Genomic DNA, 19,346 nt, shown 5'->3' on the forward strand with positions numbered 1-19,346 from the left:
AAAAATCTCGAAACTTGAGCGTCAAAATTTGGTGCTGACGATTTGCGCCTGCCGCTACGACTCCGAAAAAAAGTGTGTCATACTCACTAAAATTCGTCGAAGGTCGGGGCATGCAGATAAGTCGCGTAACAGTTAAGAACTACCGGAGCTTGAAAGATGTCACCTTGGACGTCGATGACTATTCGGTTTTAGTTGGTGCAAATGGGGCAGGGAAGTCATCTATTCTCTACGCGCTGGACTGGTTCTTTAACGGGAAACCACTCGTTGCCTCTGATGTGTGTGGTTACAAAGAGGAGCTGACTCCACCCGAGGAATGCGTTGTTGAAGTCTCAGTGACCTTTTCAAGCCTGACCGCGAACGACAGATTGCGTCTCGCGCAGTACGGCCGCGGCGACACCGCGACATTTCGGCGAACATGGGCGCTGAACCAGAAAGACAAGGTGATCGGCAACGCGCTTCAAGGTCCGGGCTTTGCGCAGCTTCGTGGCTATACCAAAGTCGGGGATTTCCGGCGTGCCTACGCAACCCTCCGTGAATCTCTCACTGACCTACCTGATTTAGGTACTTCGCCTTCCAAAGACGCTGTACACGAAGCCTTGGCGGTCTGGGAAAGCGATAGTTCCCGTACTTCGCAACTCGTTGAAATACGCAACGATGACGCGAGTCACATGTTCGGTATAAATGGCCCGAACGTTATCCGAGAGTGCGTTCGATTCGTCCTCGTGCCGGCCGCAACCGATATCTCTAGTCAGGTAGGGGAGTCGGGCAAGGGATCGGCGCTAAATGAACTTATCGGCGCTGTCATGTCAGACGCAGGAGCGCGGGCCCAGACGGAATGGCTGATCGAGAATGAAGCAGCGATCAGCGAGCTCAACTCCCGCGTCAAACGAAGCGTAGAGACATCGACTGGAGTTCAAACGACGCGTATTAATGCGCGGTTGACCTCGCTCGTGCCAAACGCGAGCATCGCACTTACGACCAGAGTTCCGGACTGGACGCCGAAGACCGACGCGAGCGTGACTACAGCTGTGACGATCGATGGAGTCACTAATGATGTGAGCAAGCAAGGGCACGGAATCCAACGCGCGGTCATGATTTCGATGTTTCAAGCTCTTGTCCCAGATGCTGAATTGGCGCGAGGAAGCCACACCCGCGAAGCTGATGAAGACGAAGCTCATGCGAATGAACGACTCGAACTAGAACTTGCGAAACTTCCGAGCCTCATAATCGGTGTCGAAGAGCCGGAAATTTACCAGCATCCGATCAGAGCACGAGCCTTTGCTCGAACTCTAACGGCCTTGAGCGCCCAGCCGGGAGCCCAAGTCATTCTGGCTACCCACAGCCCATATTTCGTTCGGCCTGAGCAATTTTCTTCTTTGCGTCGTTTCACCCTAATCAACGGCCAAACAACAGTCTCGGCGACGAGTGCCAACGAAGTCAGCAGCGCGACCGGAATTCCGGCTGACAAGATCGCAAAGATCGTCGATAAGAGAGTCCCAACCGAATTCTCCGAAGGATTTTTCGCGGACGCGGTTGCGTTGGTGGAAGGAGACACCGATCGAGCTGTCGTGGAAGCGCTCGCATCCAAGCTCAACCTTGCCCTAGATGCACGAGGCATTTCGGTTGTCGAGGTGTCGAGCAAGGAAAGTCTTCGAATCCCTTATGAAATTCTACGCGCGCTTCAAATACCCGTGTTCGTCTATGCTGACGGGGACTTCTTAGGGGCGAAACGTAAGCACCCCTCGGATACAGCGAAGGAGTCGCTCGTTCACGGTAGCCATCGCGCATCAACTGAAATGATTTCGACCTGGCTTCCCGCCTCTACCGCTGTGCAAGGAGTTCTCCCAGTCACGTTCGGTGGTTTAACAGTCGTCGCGAGCCACTACGTACTTTGGCACGATGATCTTGAAGAGGAACTCGCGAATTGGCCAAGCTTTGTCTCGGCTCTCCTCGCAAACGGTGACGGGGATGTTCGTTCGCGAACGAAAAAGGATCTCTTCGCTTACAGGAGTGCGATTATCGATGCAGACAGCGGGGACTTGCCAGCGAACCTCAAGTCGGCGATAGAAGTGCTAGCGAGTTTCTCCTAGTCAACGCTTGACTCGCTGCCGCGCCTGACTGGGGTACCGCAGCGGACTCGTGTGGCTTTGGTGCTGAGATAGATGCGTTCCAAGATCCAACTTATTGAGAACACCCTGCAGACGCTCTGTCACTTCGCGTTGTGAAGGAATCGGTCGCCCTCGCCCAAGTTGCTGGCCCTGTTGCGGGGCTTCACGTGCCAGGTACCACCCAGACTTTCGCTCGTGCCATTCTGACTACCGATACGATTGCGGGCTGTTCCGGGCACTTCGGCAGCAGAGCCTCATCCGTCGCAACACCCAAATAGAACTCGCGCACCAACTTCTCGAACGTGTCGCGACCGCCGATGAGCTCCCACATCGAATCGGCCGGAGCATCGGGGGTCACCGCCGGCTTCGCGATGATGCGAACCTCGGGGCGCTTCACAAATGGCCGCTCAGCCCTTCCGACAGCAGCACCGCCGCTCTACCTCAGCACCACTCCGGGCGGCTCACCGCGTCAGATCATCGACCCCAGGTCTGACCCTGTCGACGGGTAAGCGGCGGTTGTTGACTTGATTTGTCTTGTGGTGAGACCGTTCTTCATGGCGAGAGCGATCGTGTTCGCGAGTTCGGCATAGTCGTGACCGAGGAGGTGGGCACCGATGATGCGGCCGGTGCTCTTGTCGACCAAAATCTTTGTCGCTCCGGTCGTTTCACCAATTCGGTAGTTGGAGAACCATCCGCTCGTGTCGGTGAATCGCACGTCAACGTCGAGTCCGCTTTCCTTGGCCTCCTGCTCCTGCATGCCGACTCTGACGAGCTCGGGAATGGTGAACACCGCAGTGGGGATGGCGCTGTAATCCGGTGTTGCCGAATTCGGCTTCAACATGTTGGATGCCGCGATCTTCGCCTCGAACACCGCTACCGGTGTCAGCGGCATCCCTGGGGTGTCTGCAGCATCGCCAGCCGCATAAACGTCAGGGTTGGTGGTGCTCTGAAGGTGTTCCGAAACTTGGACGCCGCGGGGGCCGAAGGTGACGTCACCGGCTTCGAGGTTCAGGCGATCGAGGTCTGCTGTGCGTCCTGCACCGTGGACAACAAGATCAACCTCCATCGTGGCTTCCTTGCCGCCTTGTTGCGTAGTGACGCGAAATCCTTCGGCGAGCTTCACGACGCTCGCGATTGTCGTTTCGCGGTGCACCGCGACGCCAGCGGTTTCACCGCGCTTCAGCAAGAGTTCGACTAGGTCGGGGTCAAAGCCCTTCAGCGGAATACGGCCGCGGTCGATCACTACCGGGGAACTGCCCGCGCGGGCAGCGATGTGCGCAAACTCGAACGACACGAAGCCACCGCCGATGAACGCAATCCGTCGTGGAAGCTCAGGGAGGTTAAGGAAGTCGGTGCTGTCAATGAGATATTCGTGCCCGGGAAAGTCCAGTTCGCGCGGCACCGCACCGGTAGCGATCAGAATCTTGTTCGCCTGGAAGTTTTTGCCGTCGATTTCGAGGTGGGTGTTGTCAGTAAATGTCGCAATCCCATGGAGGGTGTCAACGCCGCTCGATTGAAGCCCCTTCTCCATATTGTGCGGGACCGGATCGGTGAAGCCGTGCTTGTGTTCCATGAGGTCAGCCCAGTTAATGCTGAGTTGATCCGCGTTGATTCCTTTGTCAGCAAAAAGGCGGGCAGAGTCAACGATCTCCGCAGCGCGCCGAAGGATCTTTTTGGGGTCGCATCCTCGAAGTGCGCAGGTACCGCCATACGGGAGCGCATCCACGATGGCGACGCGCCACCCGCGCGACGCAGTCTTTTTCGCTGCGGCAATGCCCGCCATACCGGCACCGATTACGAGCAGATCATATTGGTCAGTCATTGAGAATCCTTTGGTTAGGGAGAGAACGCTCGCGTAGCGAGTGTCGGCAACATGAGACTCGGCGCCTCAAAGGGCCTGCCCGTGGGCTGTTAGCTGTGCAGCTTCTCTCGCAGCTGTTCAACAGTCGGCGAGCCCGCGAAGCCGTCCGGGGTGAGATATCTGCGGCACGCAAGCCCTACAGGTTCGTCCGCCTGAGCAAAGAGATCCACGCCGTCAACGAGGATGCTTGGTGACCCCCGAAACCCCACGCGCTCAGCTTCTTCGATCGTGTCGACCAAGTGTCGCGACACTGTGATCTCCGGGAACTCTTTTACGAGCTCGTTGATGTGCTGATCGGCAACCTTCCAGTTGGGACAGCCGTCGAAGTATTGCAGTGTGATCTCCATGCATTCACCGTAAACCTTGAAGTGCACTTGAAGGTCAAGCACTAGTCTTGGCAGATGCTTATTGGAGAAGTCGCAGGTCGCCTTGGCGTTCCGCGACACACGATTCGTTTTTACGAGAAGCAGGGACTCCTACCCCAGCCTCAGCGGCAGAAAAACGGGTATCGAGATTACGAGTCCAGCGTCGTCGATAGAGTCACTTTCATCCAAAACAGCCAAGCCGCGGGACTCAGTCTTTCGGAGATCATGGGCGTTCTCTCGCTCCGTGATGCCGGCCAGGCTCCGTGCACACACGTATCGAACTTGCTCGAACACAAACTGAAAGTTATTCACGAGCGCTTGAAAGACCTAACGGCTCTCGAAGCAGAACTTAAGGGACTCATCCAAGACGCTCAAGGTCTGGACCCGGCCCACTGTAACGAGGCAGAAATCTGCACCATCATGACGGGTACCCAGCCACCAACCATTACAGGCGCATCGGGCGTCGAGACGCTACCCTTTCCGCGCTAAGTTCGACGCCGCAGTCGCACCGCGGGCGCAACATGCGGAGTGAACTATGGTGAGCAGTCAGGCGCGTCTACTCCTCAAACGTGTTGACCATGGCGTGCGCGGCACGGTCGAGGTACGCCCAAATTTCGGCGTCGTAAAGCGGCGGCAATTCGAGAGTATCGAGGGCGTTGCGCATGTGGTGTAACCAGCGGTCACGAGCATCCGGGTTCACCTTGAAGGGCATGTGGCGCTGCCGAAGGCGAGGGTGTCCGCGCTCCTGGCTATAGGTGTTTGGCCCGCCCCAATACTGCTCCAGAAAGCCCGTCAGCCGCTGGATAGCGCCCTCAAGGTCAGGCTGCTCCGGATACATCGGCAACAGCACCTCATCGGTTGCCACGCCCACGTAGAACTGGCGCACGAGTTTCTCGAACGTGTTACGACCGCCGATGAGTTCCCACATGGAGTCCTCAGGAGCATCGGGTGTCAGCGCGGGCTTCGCGATCAGACGAATCTTGGGAAGCTTCGTCGGAACAGCCGCACTCGCAGCGTCACTCGCAGTCGCATCAGCCGGCGCTACAGGTGCAGGCTCGGTCACTTTCTCAGACTCAGTCATTCGTTCGGCTTCTCCTCAGGAAGGGTCACAGCAACAGGCCGCGTCTTCGGCGGACGTGCACCGCGCACACTCGCCGCGCCCTCAAACCCACTCAACACGATCGAATTCAATGCGGGAAGCTTGACACCCATCTCATCCAAAGACTTCTTCAGACGACTCCGCAGCTCACGGGCAACATCATCCTTCGTCGCGGATGCCGTCTTCACCACAAGCCTAACCACAACAGCTTCAGCCGAAATGGATTCGATACCCCAAATCTCGGGCTTCTCCAAAATACGGGTAGCCCACTTATGGGTTTGAGAAAGCTCGATAGCGGTCTGCAAGATCCGCTCCTGCACGGCATCCACATCCGCGTCATACGGGACTGCGAGATCAATAATCACGCGCGCCCAGCCCTGCGACATGTTACCGACACGAGTGATTTCACCGTTGCGCACAAACCAGAGCGTTCCATTGACATCCCGAACCTGAGTGGTGCGGATGTCGACAGATTCGACAACACCGACAGCAGGCCCGAGATCAACGATGTCGCCAACGCCCAGCTGATCTTCCGCGACCATGAAGAGACCGTTGAGCACGTCTTTCACGACGTTCTGGGCGCCGAAACCAAGACCGGCACCGGTCGCGGCGGTGATGAGGGCAAAGGCGCCCGTGGCATTCGGCCCGGCAAAGAGACTAAAGAGCAGTAGCAGGACAATGATCACGATGACGACCGTGACGAGGCTGGAAAGTACCCCGCCGAGCGTGCGCGTGCGCTGGACTACCCGAACGGCAGCCAAGGGCGATGTCAGAAGAACTTGAGTGTCGTGAATATTTTCTTTGTGCTTCACCCCGTTGACGATGCGGTCGACGACACGCCTAATGACGAACAGGAGAACGAAGCGCAGCACCCACGCACCAACGACAATCGCAAGGCCCTTGAGCAGGGGCGAGCTCGCGTAAAAGGCGCTGATGGCAGCCCAGAGGCCACCCCACGTGAAATCTTCCATGCAGGGAGCCTAGCGAGCGACTGCTGAACAGTCGCCGCTAGGCTCCGTCATGCCCGCCGTGTGGCGGCTAAATGCTACGAGTTGTCGCGAGCCTGCACGATTAGAGCACGCTCAACACCCGCAAGGTTCTCTACGATGATGCGGCGCAGGGCCGGCACATCAGGGTTTGCCTCGAGCCACGCGTTGGTGGCATCCACGAGTTCCTGCGAGGCCAGAGGCGCCGGGTAGAGGCCGCGGAGAACCGTCTCAGCAATCGAGTAGCTACGGTTCTTCCACACATCGTTGACCGCCGCAAAATACGGCGCCACAAAGGCTTCGAGAACAGCAGGATCATTCACGTGGGTGTAGCCCATGGTTACGTTGCGCACGATAGCGTTCGGCGACTCATCGCTGTCTACGAGCGACGCAAAAGCGGCACGCTTCCCGGCTTCGGTCGGCAACGTAGCCCGCACGCGTGCTGCAGCTTGCTGGCCGTTGGCAGTCTTGTCGTTCGCCAGGGCAGCATCGATCTCAGCCTCGTCGGCAGCGCCATTGAGCACGAGACCTTCAAGCAATTCCCAGCTCAAATCGGTGTCGATCTCAAGACCGTCGAGAGTGGTAGAGCCGCCGAGCAGTGCACGAAGTACGGTGACGTGTTCCTCGGTCGACGCAACGCTCGCAAAGTACTTCACGAACTGGAATTGAGCATCCGAACCCGCCTCAGCACTCTGAGCGAGAGCCCACAGCGCATTGCCGAGCTTCTCAACGGTGGCCGCACGACGCTCAGGAGCAACATATTGACGTGCGACGAGAACCAGCTGCGCCAGAGTCGTGCGAATCGTGGTCGATTCGCTCTCCGAGGCAATGTTGCCGAGAACCAGCGCAACATAGTCACTGGCCGCAGTTTCGGCGTCACGGGCGGCATCCCAAGCAGCACCCCACACAATGGCGCGAGCCAGCGGGTCGCTGATGTCGGAGAGGTGCTTCATCGCAACTTCGAGCGAAGCATCATCGAGACGGATCTTCGCGTACGCGAGGTCGTCATCGTTGATCAGCACAAGACCGGGGCGCTTCGTTCCCACCAACTCGGGAACCTCGGTGCGCTCACCCTCCACATCAATCTCGATGCGGTGGTGACGGACAAGCTTTTCGCCCTCGAGCGAGTAGTAGCCGATCGCCAAACGGTGCGGGCGAATCGTGGGGTAGTCGGCAGAAGCAGTCTGAACGATCGCGAAGCTCTCGACAGTGCCATCCTCGCCCGTGACGATTTCGGGGCGCAGCGTGTTAACACCAGCGGTTTCAAGCCAGAGCTTGCTCCACTCCATGAGCTCACGGCCACTGGTCTTCTCCAACTCAACCAGCAAATCCTTCAGCTCAGTGTTGCCATAGGCGTGCTTCTTGAAGTAAGCCGCGACACCAGCCATGAATGCCTCAAGACCAACCCACGCCACGAGCTGCTTGAGAATTGAGCCGCCCTTCGCGTAGGTGATGCCATCGAAGTTGACGAGCACATCATCCAAGTCGTTGATGGAGGCATACACGGGGTGGGTGGAGGGAAGCTGGTCCTGCTTGTACGCCCAGCTCTTCTCCATCGCCTGGAACGTCGTCCACGCGCCAGTCCACTCGGTAGCTTCTGCGGTCGCGATTGTTGATGCCCACTCAGCGAAAGATTCGTTGAGCCAGAGATCATTCCACCACTTCATGGTGACAAGATCGCCGAACCACATGTGGGAAAGTTCGTGCAGGATCGTCACAACGCGACGTTCCTTGATGGCGTCGGTTACCTTCGAGCGGAACACATAGGTTTCGGTGAACGTGACAGCGCCCGCGTTCTCCATAGCACCCGCATTGAACTCGGGTACGAACATCTGGTCGTACTTTTCGAAGGGGTACGGGTACTGAAAGTGCTTCTCGAAGAACTCGAAGCCCTGCTTGGTCTTCTCAAAGATGTAGTCCGCGTCGAGAAATTCGCTCAGTGACGCACGAGTGAAGATACCGAGCGGGATGACGCGGCCATCGCTTGAGGTGAGCTCATCACGAACCTCGGCATACGGGCCCGCCACAATCGCGGTGATGTAGCTCGACATGATCTGCGTCGCCGGGAAGTTCCAAGTAGCGTTCTCGCCATCCACCACCGGCTCGGGTGTGGGGGAGTTGCTGATGACAGCCCAGCGCGCCGGTGCCGTCACCGTGAACGCGAACGTTGCTTTCAGGTCAGGCTGCTCAAAGACAGCAAACACCCGGCGGGAATCCGGCACCTCGAACTGCGAGTAGAGGTACACCTCATCATCAACGGGGTCAACGAAGCGGTGCAGACCCTCACCAGTGTTGGTGTATTCGGCATCCGCCACAACCTCAAGCACATTGCTCTCAGCAAGATTGTCGAGTTCGATGCGCACACCATCGTTCACGGCGGAGACATCGAGCGCGGTGCCATTGAGCGTCACCGAATGCACGGTGCGAGTGATCGCATCAATGAAAGTGGATGCGCCAGAAGTGGCGCTAAAACGAACAGTCGTGCTGCTCTTAAAGGTTTCGGCTCCCGTAGTGAGGTCGAGGGCAATCTCGTAGCTGTCAACGCTGACAATCGCCTTACGCTCTTGGGCTTCAACTCGGGTGAGGTTCTCTCCGGGCACGTACAACTCCTTCGTTTGGGGGCGGTTTGTGACCGCACCTACCTACCTTATGCCGCGCCCCTCAAATGTAAGCACTAGCGCTCACAGGCGACCGTAGACTGGACGAATGCGCATCCATATCGCCACCGATCATGCCGGCCTTGAGTTCAGTGCCACCCTTCAGCAGCACCTCGCCGATGCGGGTCACGAAGTCATTGACCATGGCCCGGCAGAATACGATGCGCTCGACGATTACCCTGGCTTCTGCATTGCCGCAGCGCGTGCCGTCGCGGCTGACCAGGCGGCCGGTGTCGAAGCACTGGGCGTCGTTTTCGGAGGTTCGGGCAACGGTGAGCAGATTGCCGCAAATAAGGTGACGGGCATCCGTGCAGCCCTCGTCTGGAACGACTCGACCGCAACACTGGCACGACAGCACAACGATGCCAACGTCATCTCGATTGGCGCACGCCAGCACACCGTAGACGAAGCAACCCGCTTCATTGACCTGTTCATCGCTGAACCGTTCTCGGGCGAGGAGCGTCACGTCCGGCGCATCGCGCAGCTCGCCGAGTACGAAACGACCGGTGCCATTGCGGCGCACCCCTTCGAGCCGTAATGCCTGAAGGGCACTCCGTACATCGCATCGCACGACAATTCGCGCTGCATTTCGTCGGCAAGCACGTGGCGGTGTCGTCCCCTCAAGGTCGGTTCGCTGCCGGAGCTGAACGCATTGATGGACTGCGGATGCTCAGCGCCAAAGCCGTGGGCAAACAAATGTTCCTCGAATTTGAGCACGACCGCTGGCTGCGCGTGCACCTTGGGCTTTACGGAGCCTGGGATTTCGCCGGTAACTTCACCGCCGATGCAACCACGGCATCCGCTTCGGGGCGGATGGGGCAAACAAACCAGCACGGCACCGTGGTGGGGGAGCACGAAGACTCCCTCGCGAGCATCGGAGCCCCGCGTCGCACACGGCTGAGGATGGCGGAGCAGGAGAAAGCCAGCGAAGAGATCACTGACTTTCCGCCAGAACCCATAGGGGCCGTGCGCGTGCGCCTGCTCACCACCGACACGTGTGCCGACCTGCGTGGGCCCACTGCGTGCGAAGTGCTCACGCCCGACGAGGTGCAGGTCGCGCTCAACAAGCTCGGCCCCGACCCGCTCGTCGATGATCCAGTCGAAGCTGAGGAGCGATTCGTCGCAACGGTGGGCAAAAAGCAGACCGCGATAGGGCTGCTGCTGATGGATCAGTCGGTCGTCAGCGGCATCGGCAACGTCTACCGTGCCGAGATTTTGTTCCGCGCTCGCCTCGACCCCCACACGCCGGGCAAACTCATCCCCGCGGAGCTGGTGCACGAACTCTGGCGCGACTGGGCAACGCTGCTCGAGATCGGAGTGACCACCGGCCAAATGATGACCATAGAGGGCCTCACCGCCGATGAATACACTGCCGCCCTCGCGAACCGCGCCGATCGTCACTGGGTTTATCACCGCGAAGGCTTGCCGTGCCGGGTTTGTGGTACCAACATCGTGATGGAGCTCGCGTCCGCACGCAAACTGTACTGGTGCCCCAACTGCCAAGCGCCCCTAGGAGGCTGAGATGCGACACACCCCCACGTATGTTGTAACCGACCCACACGAAATTCGTCGACTCATTCGCGAGCACCCGTGGGCCACCATCGTGTCGCCAACCTCTCGCGGCATGGTGGCCTCGCACTACCCGATGATGCTCGAAGAACGGGACGACCAGATTAGTTTGGTCAGCCACTTCGGGCGGCCCGACGATGAACTGCACGAGCTGGGGCAACACGAAGTGCTCGTCATCATTCAGGGCCCTCACGGATACATTTCCTCAAGCTGGTACCCGGAGGGCGACAATATTCCCACCTGGAACCATGCGACCGCTCACCTCTATGGCACCCCCGAAATTCTCAGTGAGGAAGAGAACTTCCGCGTGCTGAGTGAACTCGTTGACCATTTCGAACACCACGTGGAGCATCCCGTGAGCCTCAGTGACGACGAGGCTGGCGCTCGCCACACTGCCAAAGGGACAGTGGGGCTGCGCATCGTCATTGATCGGTTCGATGCCCGGGTGAAAATGAGCCAAAACAAGAAGACAGATGTTCGAGACCGCATTGTGGATGAGTTGAGCTCGAATGGCACGTACGCTAGCCCAGAACTGGCCGCAGAAATGACAAGGGCTACACCGAGTGAAACTGAGTAACGCCCGCATCGTCGGTGACGATGCATCTCGTCGTGTTGACGTGTTCGTCGACGGCGGAAAAATAACCGCGATCGAACCGCACGACGCTGAGCTCACGCACGGCGCTGACGATGTGGTTGACCTCGACAGTCGCTGGATCATGCCTGGGCTTTGGGATCAACACGTGCACTCCAGCATGTGGGCGCAGCAGTCCCAGCGGCTCGATCTCAGCCACACCACGTCAGCCACAGAGGTCGCGGTCACTATCGCCACCTCCGTCCTCGCACACACCGATGGGCTGATTGTCGGTCAAGGATTTCGTGATGCACTGTGGCCCGACCAGCCAACTCGGGCCCTGCTCGATTCCGCAGTCTACGACATTGCTGTCGTCCTCATCAGTGGTGACCTGCACTCCTCCTGGCTCAATAGCCTCGCTCTAGAACGATTCGGTTTCTACGAGCATCCGACAGGGTTTCTGCGCGAAGAAGAGGCATTCGCGGTCGGAAGCGCGCTCAGCCGAGTCGATCCCGAGATTCTCGACGTCTGGATTCGTGACAGTGCACAAGAAGCAGCATCACGAGGAGTTGTCGGCATTGTCGATCTTGAGATGACGTGGGAGTTCGAGAACTGGCGCCGCCGTATGGCGGCGGGTTTCGACCTGTTACGGGTGCGCGTTGGTGTCTACCCCCGATTCTTAGAGCGTGCGATTGCGGAAGGGCTCGCAACAGGCCAGCAGTTGGCCCCGCTGCTCGAGGTGGGCCCGTTCAAGGTCATCACCGACGGCTCGCTCAACACGCGAACCGCCTACTGCATGGAGCCGTACCCTGGCGATGGCGGCAACCGGGGAATGCTGAACATCCCCCCTGATGAGCTCATCGACTGGATACGCACCGCGAGCGATGCCGGGTTCTCACCAGCAGTTCACGCAATTGGTGATGACGCCAACCGGCTCGCACTCGACGCTTTTGAAGCAGTCGGATGCCGGGGCCGAATCGAGCACGCCCAGTTGGTTGCCGAAGAAGACTTTCCCCGATTCGCGGCTCTCGGCGTTGCCGCCAGCGTTCAACCCGAACACGCCATGGACGATCGAGACGTAGCGGATGTCTACTGGGCAGGCCGCACCGACCGCACCATCGCGTTGCGTCGGTTGCTCGACGCTGGCGCTGAACTGCTCATGGGGTCAGATTCACCAGTAGCGCCGCTCGACCCGTGGGCAACGATTGCCGCAGCGGTGAGCCGCAGTCGCGACGGGCGCGAGCCGTGGCATCCGGAGCAGTGCATCACCGTCGAAGAAGCCTTGCGCGCTTCGACACAGTCAACGATCGCTGTTGGCGAAGTTGCTGACATTGTGGTGACACGAAAAAACCCGCTCGACTGCAGTAGTGAAGAACTGCGGTCGATGCGGGTTGATGCGACGATTCTTGATGGTCGCTTTACTCACAACGAACTGTAAGCGCAGCGACCACCAGAAAGGTTACTTAGTGGCGAGGTGGGCGAAGAGGAACCAACGGTCCTTCTCAAGCCCGCGAGCGATTTCGATTGCGACATCTTCGCTGACCTTGTCGAGCTCACCGAGCTCGTCAACGGCGGTACGTACGGTCACGAGGGTGGCATCGATAGCGGCGATCACTTCGGCGATGACGTCGTCTGACTGCTGGAATCCTGCAGTCATGCTGGGGGTAGTTGCCTTAGCTCCGACCGTCTGAGTGCGGGCATCGATCGGGAGCCCGAGGGCAACAACGCGCTCTGCGGCGGTATCTGCCCACTCACGGGCATGATCGACGATTACGTCGAGTAGCTCGTGGACGGCCTGAAAGTTTGCACCGCGTACGTGCCAGTGGGCCTGCTTGCCGTCAATCGACAGGGCAGTGAGGTCGGTGACTACGGGGCCAAGAAACTGGGCAACACCCGAGGTGACGTCAGGGTCTGCTGAGGTCTGTGGAACTGCTTTAATCTCGGTCATTTGTGCTCCTTCGTTGTTCTTCACACACAACGTTACGGCGGTGCAAAAATTTCACAAGGAAGCTGAGGCAACGCTAACCAGCACCGTCGGCAGCGCTACAGCGGTCAAGCGGGGGCTAACCCCACTGTCGTTCTGTGAGCATCCACACTGTCCCTGAGCCTCCGAAACCGCGATTCTGAATGCGGCGAACAAATGCCATGACAATAGGCAAGACTAAAGCGAGAGAGCTATGACTACACAGACCGCAGTTTCACACCGCAATCCCTACTGGGCGCTGTGGCGCAGCACACCCAAAGAGGTGCTTTACCTGATGCTGGGCTTTCCCATTGCGGTCACCGGCTTCAGCATGGTCGTTCCGCTCATTGCAGCCGGGTTCGGAACCCTCATTACTTTCCTGATCGGACTCTTCGTTCTCATCCTCGCGCTCTATGTTGCGCGCGGATTCGGGCTCGTTCACGTGAACCTCCTGGAGTGGACCGGACGCAAGAAACTGGAACGCCCTGACTGGCGAGATGATCAAGCTGCGACAGGTTTCGGCGGCTGGCTTTCTGCCGTACTCGGAAACGGGCACTACTGGCTATATCTTCTCCACACGGCGCTCCTTGGTTTCGTTCTCAGCGTCATCACGTGGGCAATCGCCTTCTCATGGCTCGTCGTTGGGCTCACCGGTGTCTCCGCCTGGTTCATTCGTGGAGAGGTTGGCCCGAACAACTCAGACTGGTCACTTGCAGCATGGTTCTTTGGGCTTTTCGGCATCAACACCACCACTTGGAATCGTGAACTCGCAGACAATCTGGTTGCTTTCGTCATCGGTCTCATCTTCATCGCAACGCTGCCATTCGTTACTCGCGGCCTCGTTATGACGCAGTGGTGGCTAGCGAAAGGCACGCTCTCGGCATTCCGCTCTGACGGGCTCCGCCGTGAGGTCGAATCGCTTGAGGCATCACGAGGAGCAGCGCTATCGGCAGAAGGTCACTCTCTTCGTAGACTTGAGCGCGACATCCACGACGGTCCGCAGCAGCGACTCGTGCGACTTCAGATGGATCTGGCCGCGGCCGAGCGTCAACTTGACACCAACCCCGAGCTCGCACGGCAGATGATTACGGAAGCACAAACTCAGTCAGCCGAGGCCCTCGAAGAGTTGAGGGCACTATCCCGTGGTTTCGCGCCGCCACTGCTCTTAGACCGAGGACTTCTCGCAGCGCTCGAGTCGGTTTCTTCGCGGGCAATAGTGCCAACGACGGTGCAGTCGAGTGTTCCTGACGGTGTAGTGATACCGAGCGAGATTGAGCGCGCCGCCTACTTCGTTGTGTCTGAGCTGGTGACGAATGTCGCTAAGCATTCTCAGGCAACGGCGGCGGAGATCCACCTGACCGTGGAAGACGACGCCGACAAGGCATCCCTTGAGGTTCAGGTGACCGACAACGGTCGCGGCGGTGCTGAGGTTGCCGCCGAGCATGGACTGGCCGGTATCGAAGAACGTGTGCGTGGTGTCGCTGGTCGGCTGGCCATCGATAGTCCTGCTGGTGGGCCCACTTCGGTGACGGCGTTCCTGCCATTGCCCAAGACCGGTGCAGATCGAGCCGCCGTTGCCCTCTAGTCTTGAGCGCATGAGCCCTTTGCGTGTTGCTGTTGCCGACGATTCGGTCTTGCTGCGCGAGGGGCTCGTGCGTGTGCTGGTGGAAGCCGGTTTCGACGTCGTTGGTGCGTTTGGTGACGCTGAAGAGTTGCTCGCCAACCTCGATGAGTGTGCGCCTGATCTGGTAGTGCTCGACGTTCGGATGCCGCCAACCTTCCGCGATGAAGGGGTGCGTGCCGCGATCCGGCTTCGCGAATTGCGACCACACGTCGGTATCCTCCTGTTGTCGCAGTATGTCGAGGTCGTCTATGCCCAAGAGTTGCTCTCTTCGGGACGCGGTGGTGTTGGCTACCTACTGAAGGATCGAGTGGCCTCGCTCGACGAGTTGCGTGACGCAGTGGAGCGGATATCAGCTGGCAGCACTGTTCTTGATCCTGAGGTCGTTGCGCAATTAGTGGGACGGCGACAGGATCCGTTGATGACGTTGACGCCGCGAGAGCATGAGGTGATGACTCTGGTGGCCGAGGGCCGCACGAATGCGGCGATCGCGAAGCAATTGGTGATTGGGGTCGGCGCGGTAGAAAAGAATGTGACCGCGATTTTTCAGAAGCTCAACCTCGAAGATTCGGGCAGCGATCACCGCCGTGTTCTGGCGGTGCTGACCTGGCTGCAACGTTAGTTCTCACCATGGTCTCTGCGGGCATGGCCAACGTCTGGGCGCCGCCCGACCTTGCTGGGTGGGCGTGCTGACTAGCGCAATGAGCTAAATCGAGCGTTGAGGGTTGTGAGATCACGGATGCGCCGCTCAAGCGTGATGCCAAGGAACAACACAATCGCGCCGCCGATAACTGCCCATACCCACCAGTCGGTGAGTTGATAGAACCGCACTAACGCAGGAGCAAAGGTATGTGCTGCGTGAATCAACACAACGATTGTTCCAATGAGCAGCGGTGCCTGCAGCTTCACCCAGGTGCCGACTACGATCGCGAGTACGCAGGCGATTCCGAGGGCGACGACGCGCCAAGATGTGTCCGCGCTTTCGGTGTTGATGAACGTGGCGATGAGGCTAGGAACGAGTGTCACGATGAGCCCAGCGCTGAGCGATCTGAAACTCCGAACATCTGGGTTGTGGAGCATGCGCAATCCACCGTTAGCGAGCAAAGCGATGCCGAGAATCACCGTGACCCATTCAAGGGGCCTGATGAGGTCGCCAAAGTATGCGATCACTCCCACAACAATTGCGAGCCCGAAAGCGAGATAGCTTAAGCGGGCAGTAGGCGGGCGACTTGCTGTGCGTGTGCTGAGAAGCAAAAGTGCCCCGCCTAGGGCGACGAGCACGACGATGCGGATGTTATCGAGCGGTCGGTCGCGATCGCCAGCGTCGAGAAGAACGAACGTTTCGATCGCATAGAGCAACACGATGGCGGTGCCGAGTAGCACTTCGCTTGTTGCCGCCCAGCGAGCGTAGGCGGCATCGCGGGAGAATCCTGTTGAGGCGAGTCCGAAGCTTGCGAGCGCCATTGCTGCGACGGCGCCGAGCAGCCATGAGTCGAGCTCGGGCAGTGCACTGCGGTTTTCGATAACCATGACAATCGTGCGTGACGCGGTGGCGACGACGAGGCCGATACCGGATGCAACGATTGCGATTCCCCAGAAGTCACCGAGTCGTGCACGCGGCTCAACGAAGGATGCAATGAGCAAGAGTGCACCGCAGAGCCCTGAGATTACTAGCGTGCGCAGTCCTGTTCCGCTCGCGGCGTTGAGTGAGAGTGGCAGGATCGCGATGAGCAGTCCGATGAGGGCAATCGCGGGTGCGGACTTGACTCGTGATTCCCGTAACTCAGCTCGTGCGATGAAGATCGAAATTGTGAGCACGATGGCAGCGAGCGGGAGAACGTAGGCTTCGAGAGCATCCACTCGGTATTGGTCGAGACGCAACCATAGCGCCCACGTGGCGAAACCGACGGCAGCCCAGATTATGTGGCGCCGGGGCGACGGGGATCCGAATACTCCGTCACGCGCTATTGATGCGAGCAATAGTGTGATCGCGACGAGAAGCGCAATGAGCCAATGATGTTCATGTGGCTCGAAAATGATGCTTGCCGCGGTGAGGCCGGCGACGGCGAGTGCGCTGAGTTCACTGATGCGGCGAACCTCAGTGTGTTCTCCTCGTACCCGGAGCGCCATGCTCAGCGCGCCCACCACAACGGATGCCGTTGCGGGGGCGAGTTGGATGGCGATGTCGCCGAGTCCAATAGCTCGGCTTGCGCTGTCGAGACCCCACACCGATGCGGGTGCGAGTAGTGCGGCCGCAACGAAGCGTTCGGCGGTGTGCTGCTGCAGGCCACGGCCCACCATGGTGATGCCGAGCATTGTCACAAAGAGCACGGCAGCGATCACACTGACGAGGTGCAGATTGAGCGCGAGTGGTGCGGTAACCAAGGGAGCACCGTTCGCTGACGCATCCCAGAGGATGGTGCCGGCGAGAACTGTACTGCTGGTGCCAATCCACCAGAGCGTGAGCCGCTCGGCAGACTGAAGGGCGGGGTTGCGCTTCCATAGTGAGAGCGTGAGCAGCGCCACGGCAGCGATGACAATAGCAAGCCACGATTCGAGCGGGTTGGGCCCGTCGTTGGTGAGAGCGAACTGCAGCTGTTCACCTATGGCACCTGCCGCGACCAGCAACACAACTGCGGCAGTGCCGAGCAGTGTCGCTCGCACGGCGATCACATCGACGAGGTAGCGTGCCGCAATAAGGAGCCCAACGGTCGTGACGCTGGTGAATGCCCAGGTCTCGTGACTTGACCAGCTAGAGCTGTACGCGAGAATTAGCGGCAGAAGCCCGCCGGCCGCGACGGTCAGGTGGGTTCGGCGTGCGCCGCGACGCTTCCGATCAATCGCGATGATCACGAGTGCCGCAGTCGTCAGCGCAAGCCACGTCAGCACTGCGCTGAGGAGTGTGCCGGTCAGCGGAGCACTCAGCGAGAGTGCAAGACCGGCGCCGGCAAGCACGAGATGAATGCGGGCACGAAGTTGACCGGTAGCGCTCCACGCCACAGCCATAGCGATCGGCACTATCAGGATCGCAATTTGCGGCCAGCCGTTCGCAATGATGTCGAAGGTCGCGTTCCCGAGCGTCGTGCGACGCAGTTCCTGCAGGCCGGCATACTGCAGAGCCACCACCGCGGACTGGCTCAGCGGAACAATTGTGGCAATTGCTACCACAGCCCATACTCCCAGCGAACCCCACAGCGTGGCAGATCGAGCGGCGTGGCCGAGTCGTCGACCACTCAGTTCAGTGAACAGCGCAGCGACCGTCAGTGACGCGACAATGGCGACAACGATGGAGGGGTTGGTAGTTGAGCCAGCACTGCTTCTAGTGCCCTCGACGATCAGGGTCCACAGCGCTGTGCCGAGAAGCACACCACCAGCGGTCGCGAATGCGTTGCGTACGGCTGCGGGCAGCCGAGTGCGGTGTGCAGCAGCGCTGTGGATCGCGGCGATGACGGCGAGGGCGAGCATCCACGCCCCAACGTTGCCATTGATGGAGAACAGACTCTCAACAGTGCCGCCCACGAGCCCGACTGCGAAGGCGAGCATCGCATACGCCAGAGTCACCGTGCGTTCTACGATCGCGCTATAGGCGCCGTGCGCAGCGACGACATGGATGAGCGAGGCAGCAGCAAGGGCCGCCATCGTGGCAACGGTGGCGGCAGTGAATTCTCGATCGGCCATCACCCCGGCGGCGAGCAGTGCGACTGCTGGCGGAAAGACGATGAACCCGACAACATTCACCAGAACGAGGTTGCTCAATCGATGCCAGTATATGAATCCCAGCGATGCGATCGCTAGGGCAGCGCCCCAATACATGCGCCCTTCAGCGTCCCCGACTACGAACAGGTCGTTGGCACGCAGCGCGTAAATATCGAGCACGACAAAGACGACGGCGAGAGCTGAGAGCGCTTCGGCGGTAGCGGAGAGCCCGCGTCGTTTGACCGTCGAGGCACCCACAATGCTGGCGATCGTGATACTCGCGATGATCGCAGAACGCCAGATGAGCCCGAAGGTGAGGAACGCGTAAATGAGAAAGAAGATTGCGCCGACGGAGAGGAGAGAGACGCCGACGATGAGCAGCAATACTTGGATGCCAGAGTGCGACCGGGAGGGCGGCGCATCGGAAACCTGCTGGCCGGAATCAGGAATATCGTCACCGCGACCCCCCACGGGGCTCGAGGTGGATGCGCGGGCATGGGCATGGGCATGAGCATGGGCATGAGCGTTGACCTCTGCTGCAGCTCGGGCGCGCTCGACGGTGGTCTCGAACCGGATCTTTCCGATCAACTCGAGCCGAGCATCCAGAGCATCAGCTACCGAAAGCGAAGCCTGCCGCAGCAGATGCGCGTCAGGGTGGTTGAGATCGAGGTTGCAGTTCGAACAGACCGAGGAACCGGAAAGTTGCACAAAACACGCCGGACACCGTGAGATGTCGGTGAGGTCCTTAGGGCCACGCGGAAAAAGTACGTGACCTACATGTTCAATGAAGGAACGTCGTGCATCGACCATTTACCCTGGACTCCTTTCGGGAGGAGTGCCCAGAGTACCG

General features: G+C 59.3%; 16 protein-coding genes. 8 read left to right on the plus strand and 8 right to left on the minus strand.

The window, feature by feature from the left end:
* Positions 1 to 110: 110 nt before the first annotated feature.
* Complete coding sequence (locus AADH44_RS04835) at positions 111 to 2,090, plus strand: AAA family ATPase (protein ID WP_341954368.1); 1,980 nt, start codon at positions 111 to 113, stop codon at positions 2,088 to 2,090.
* Between the two features lie 181 nt (positions 2,091 to 2,271).
* Here the strand turns inward: AADH44_RS04835 and AADH44_RS04840 are convergent, their stop codons facing one another.
* The 3 genes from AADH44_RS04840 to AADH44_RS04850 form a co-directional block, all read right to left on the minus strand.
* Complete coding sequence (locus tag AADH44_RS04840) at positions 2,272 to 2,505, minus strand: hypothetical protein (RefSeq protein WP_341954370.1); 234 nt, start codon at positions 2,503 to 2,505, stop codon at positions 2,272 to 2,274.
* Between the two features lie 72 nt (positions 2,506 to 2,577).
* On the minus strand, positions 2,578 to 3,930 hold the full coding sequence (locus AADH44_RS04845) for an NAD(P)/FAD-dependent oxidoreductase (protein ID WP_341954372.1): 1,353 nt from the start codon (positions 3,928 to 3,930) through the stop codon (positions 2,578 to 2,580).
* An 89-nt stretch (positions 3,931 to 4,019) separates the two neighbouring features.
* On the minus strand, positions 4,020 to 4,316 hold the full coding sequence (locus AADH44_RS04850) for a thioredoxin family protein (protein WP_341954373.1): 297 nt from the start codon (positions 4,314 to 4,316) through the stop codon (positions 4,020 to 4,022).
* A 54-nt stretch (positions 4,317 to 4,370) separates the two neighbouring features.
* Here AADH44_RS04850 and AADH44_RS04855 point away from each other — a divergent pair, with 54 nt between their 5' ends.
* Positions 4,371 to 4,823: a heavy metal-responsive transcriptional regulator gene (locus AADH44_RS04855; RefSeq protein WP_341954375.1), complete on the plus strand. Its 453-nt coding sequence runs from the start codon at positions 4,371 to 4,373 to the stop codon at positions 4,821 to 4,823.
* Between the two features lie 67 nt (positions 4,824 to 4,890).
* Here the strand turns inward: AADH44_RS04855 and AADH44_RS04860 are convergent, their stop codons facing one another.
* The 3 genes from AADH44_RS04860 to pepN all read right to left on the minus strand — a co-directional run bounded on the left by AADH44_RS04860 (position 4,891) and on the right by pepN (position 9,019).
* Entirely contained in the window at positions 4,891 to 5,262 is a 372-nt protein-coding gene (locus AADH44_RS04860; protein ID WP_341954919.1) for a globin, read from the minus strand.
* 149 nt (positions 5,263 to 5,411) lie between these two features.
* Positions 5,412 to 6,404 (minus strand): mechanosensitive ion channel domain-containing protein, encoded by a 993-nt coding sequence (locus AADH44_RS04865; protein ID WP_341954377.1) that lies wholly within the window; start codon positions 6,402 to 6,404, stop codon positions 5,412 to 5,414.
* Between the two features lie 74 nt (positions 6,405 to 6,478).
* Positions 6,479 to 9,019 (minus strand): aminopeptidase N, encoded by a 2,541-nt coding sequence (pepN, locus tag AADH44_RS04870; protein ID WP_341954378.1) that lies wholly within the window; start codon positions 9,017 to 9,019, stop codon positions 6,479 to 6,481.
* Positions 9,020 to 9,125: 106 nt separating this feature from the next.
* Here pepN and AADH44_RS04875 point away from each other — a divergent pair, with 106 nt between their 5' ends.
* The 4 genes from AADH44_RS04875 to AADH44_RS04890 are packed head-to-tail and all read left to right on the plus strand — an operon-like array spanning position 9,126 to position 12,654.
* Positions 9,126 to 9,614, plus strand: a complete 489-nt coding sequence (locus tag AADH44_RS04875) for a ribose-5-phosphate isomerase (RefSeq protein WP_341954380.1) — start codon at positions 9,126 to 9,128, stop codon at positions 9,612 to 9,614.
* Positions 9,614 to 10,597, plus strand: coding sequence for a DNA-formamidopyrimidine glycosylase family protein (locus AADH44_RS04880; RefSeq protein ID WP_341954382.1), 984 nt, complete (start codon positions 9,614 to 9,616; stop codon positions 10,595 to 10,597). The genes AADH44_RS04875 and AADH44_RS04880 overlap by 1 nt, the downstream gene beginning before the upstream one ends.
* A 1-nt stretch (position 10,598) precedes the next feature.
* Entirely contained in the window at positions 10,599 to 11,222 is a 624-nt protein-coding gene (locus AADH44_RS04885) for an FMN-binding negative transcriptional regulator (protein WP_341954384.1), read from the plus strand.
* The gene (locus AADH44_RS04890; RefSeq protein WP_341954386.1) at positions 11,209 to 12,654 is read left to right on the plus strand and encodes an amidohydrolase; all 1,446 of its coding nucleotides are present in this window, start codon (positions 11,209 to 11,211) and stop codon (positions 12,652 to 12,654) included. Before AADH44_RS04885 ends, AADH44_RS04890 begins: the two co-directional genes overlap by 14 nt.
* A 21-nt stretch (positions 12,655 to 12,675) precedes the next feature.
* On the opposite strand, the gene AADH44_RS04895 is transcribed toward AADH44_RS04890, so the two are convergent.
* Positions 12,676 to 13,164, minus strand: a complete 489-nt coding sequence (locus AADH44_RS04895; RefSeq protein WP_341954388.1) for a DNA starvation/stationary phase protection protein — start codon at positions 13,162 to 13,164, stop codon at positions 12,676 to 12,678.
* A 229-nt stretch (positions 13,165 to 13,393) separates the two neighbouring features.
* Here AADH44_RS04895 and AADH44_RS04900 point away from each other — a divergent pair, with 229 nt between their 5' ends.
* The gene (locus AADH44_RS04900) at positions 13,394 to 14,764 is read left to right on the plus strand and encodes a sensor histidine kinase (protein WP_341954390.1); all 1,371 of its coding nucleotides are present in this window, start codon (positions 13,394 to 13,396) and stop codon (positions 14,762 to 14,764) included.
* Positions 14,765 to 14,774: 10 nt separating this feature from the next.
* Entirely contained in the window at positions 14,775 to 15,422 is a 648-nt protein-coding gene (locus tag AADH44_RS04905) for a response regulator transcription factor (RefSeq protein WP_341954392.1), read from the plus strand.
* A gap of 71 nt (positions 15,423 to 15,493) precedes the next feature.
* On the opposite strand, the gene AADH44_RS04910 is transcribed toward AADH44_RS04905, so the two are convergent.
* The gene (locus tag AADH44_RS04910; protein ID WP_341954394.1) at positions 15,494 to 19,306 is read right to left on the minus strand and encodes a hypothetical protein; all 3,813 of its coding nucleotides are present in this window, start codon (positions 19,304 to 19,306) and stop codon (positions 15,494 to 15,496) included.
* Positions 19,307 to 19,346 lie beyond the last annotated feature (40 nt).

Origin of the sequence: Salinibacterium sp. TMP30, assembly GCF_038397785.1 — a bacterium.
Classification (GTDB): Bacteria; Actinomycetota; Actinomycetes; order Actinomycetales; family Microbacteriaceae; genus Rhodoglobus.

Bases quoted from the DNA above. Each gene is read 5' to 3' on its own strand.
- AADH44_RS04855 (WP_341954375.1), top strand. From the start codon at position 4,371: ATGCTTATTGGAGAAGTCGCAGGTCGCCTTGGCGTTCCGCGACACACG.
- AADH44_RS04910 (WP_341954394.1), bottom strand. From the start codon at position 19,306: ATGGTCGATGCACGACGTTCCTTCATTGAACATGTAGGTCACGTACTT.
- AADH44_RS04900 (WP_341954390.1), top strand. From the start codon at position 13,394: ATGACTACACAGACCGCAGTTTCACACCGCAATCCCTACTGGGCGCTG.
- AADH44_RS04895 (WP_341954388.1), bottom strand. From the start codon at position 13,164: ATGACCGAGATTAAAGCAGTTCCACAGACCTCAGCAGACCCTGACGTC.
- AADH44_RS04835 (WP_341954368.1), top strand. From the start codon at position 111: ATGCAGATAAGTCGCGTAACAGTTAAGAACTACCGGAGCTTGAAAGAT.
- AADH44_RS04845 (WP_341954372.1), bottom strand. From the start codon at position 3,930: ATGACTGACCAATATGATCTGCTCGTAATCGGTGCCGGTATGGCGGGC.
- AADH44_RS04875 (WP_341954380.1), top strand. From the start codon at position 9,126: ATGCGCATCCATATCGCCACCGATCATGCCGGCCTTGAGTTCAGTGCC.
- AADH44_RS04865 (WP_341954377.1), bottom strand. From the start codon at position 6,404: ATGGAAGATTTCACGTGGGGTGGCCTCTGGGCTGCCATCAGCGCCTTT.
- AADH44_RS04850 (WP_341954373.1), bottom strand. From the start codon at position 4,316: ATGGAGATCACACTGCAATACTTCGACGGCTGTCCCAACTGGAAGGTT.
- AADH44_RS04885 (WP_341954384.1), top strand. From the start codon at position 10,599: ATGCGACACACCCCCACGTATGTTGTAACCGACCCACACGAAATTCGT.
- AADH44_RS04880 (WP_341954382.1), top strand. From the start codon at position 9,614: ATGCCTGAAGGGCACTCCGTACATCGCATCGCACGACAATTCGCGCTG.
- AADH44_RS04905 (WP_341954392.1), top strand. From the start codon at position 14,775: ATGAGCCCTTTGCGTGTTGCTGTTGCCGACGATTCGGTCTTGCTGCGC.
- AADH44_RS04860 (WP_341954919.1), bottom strand. From the start codon at position 5,262: ATGTGGGAACTCATCGGCGGTCGTAACACGTTCGAGAAACTCGTGCGC.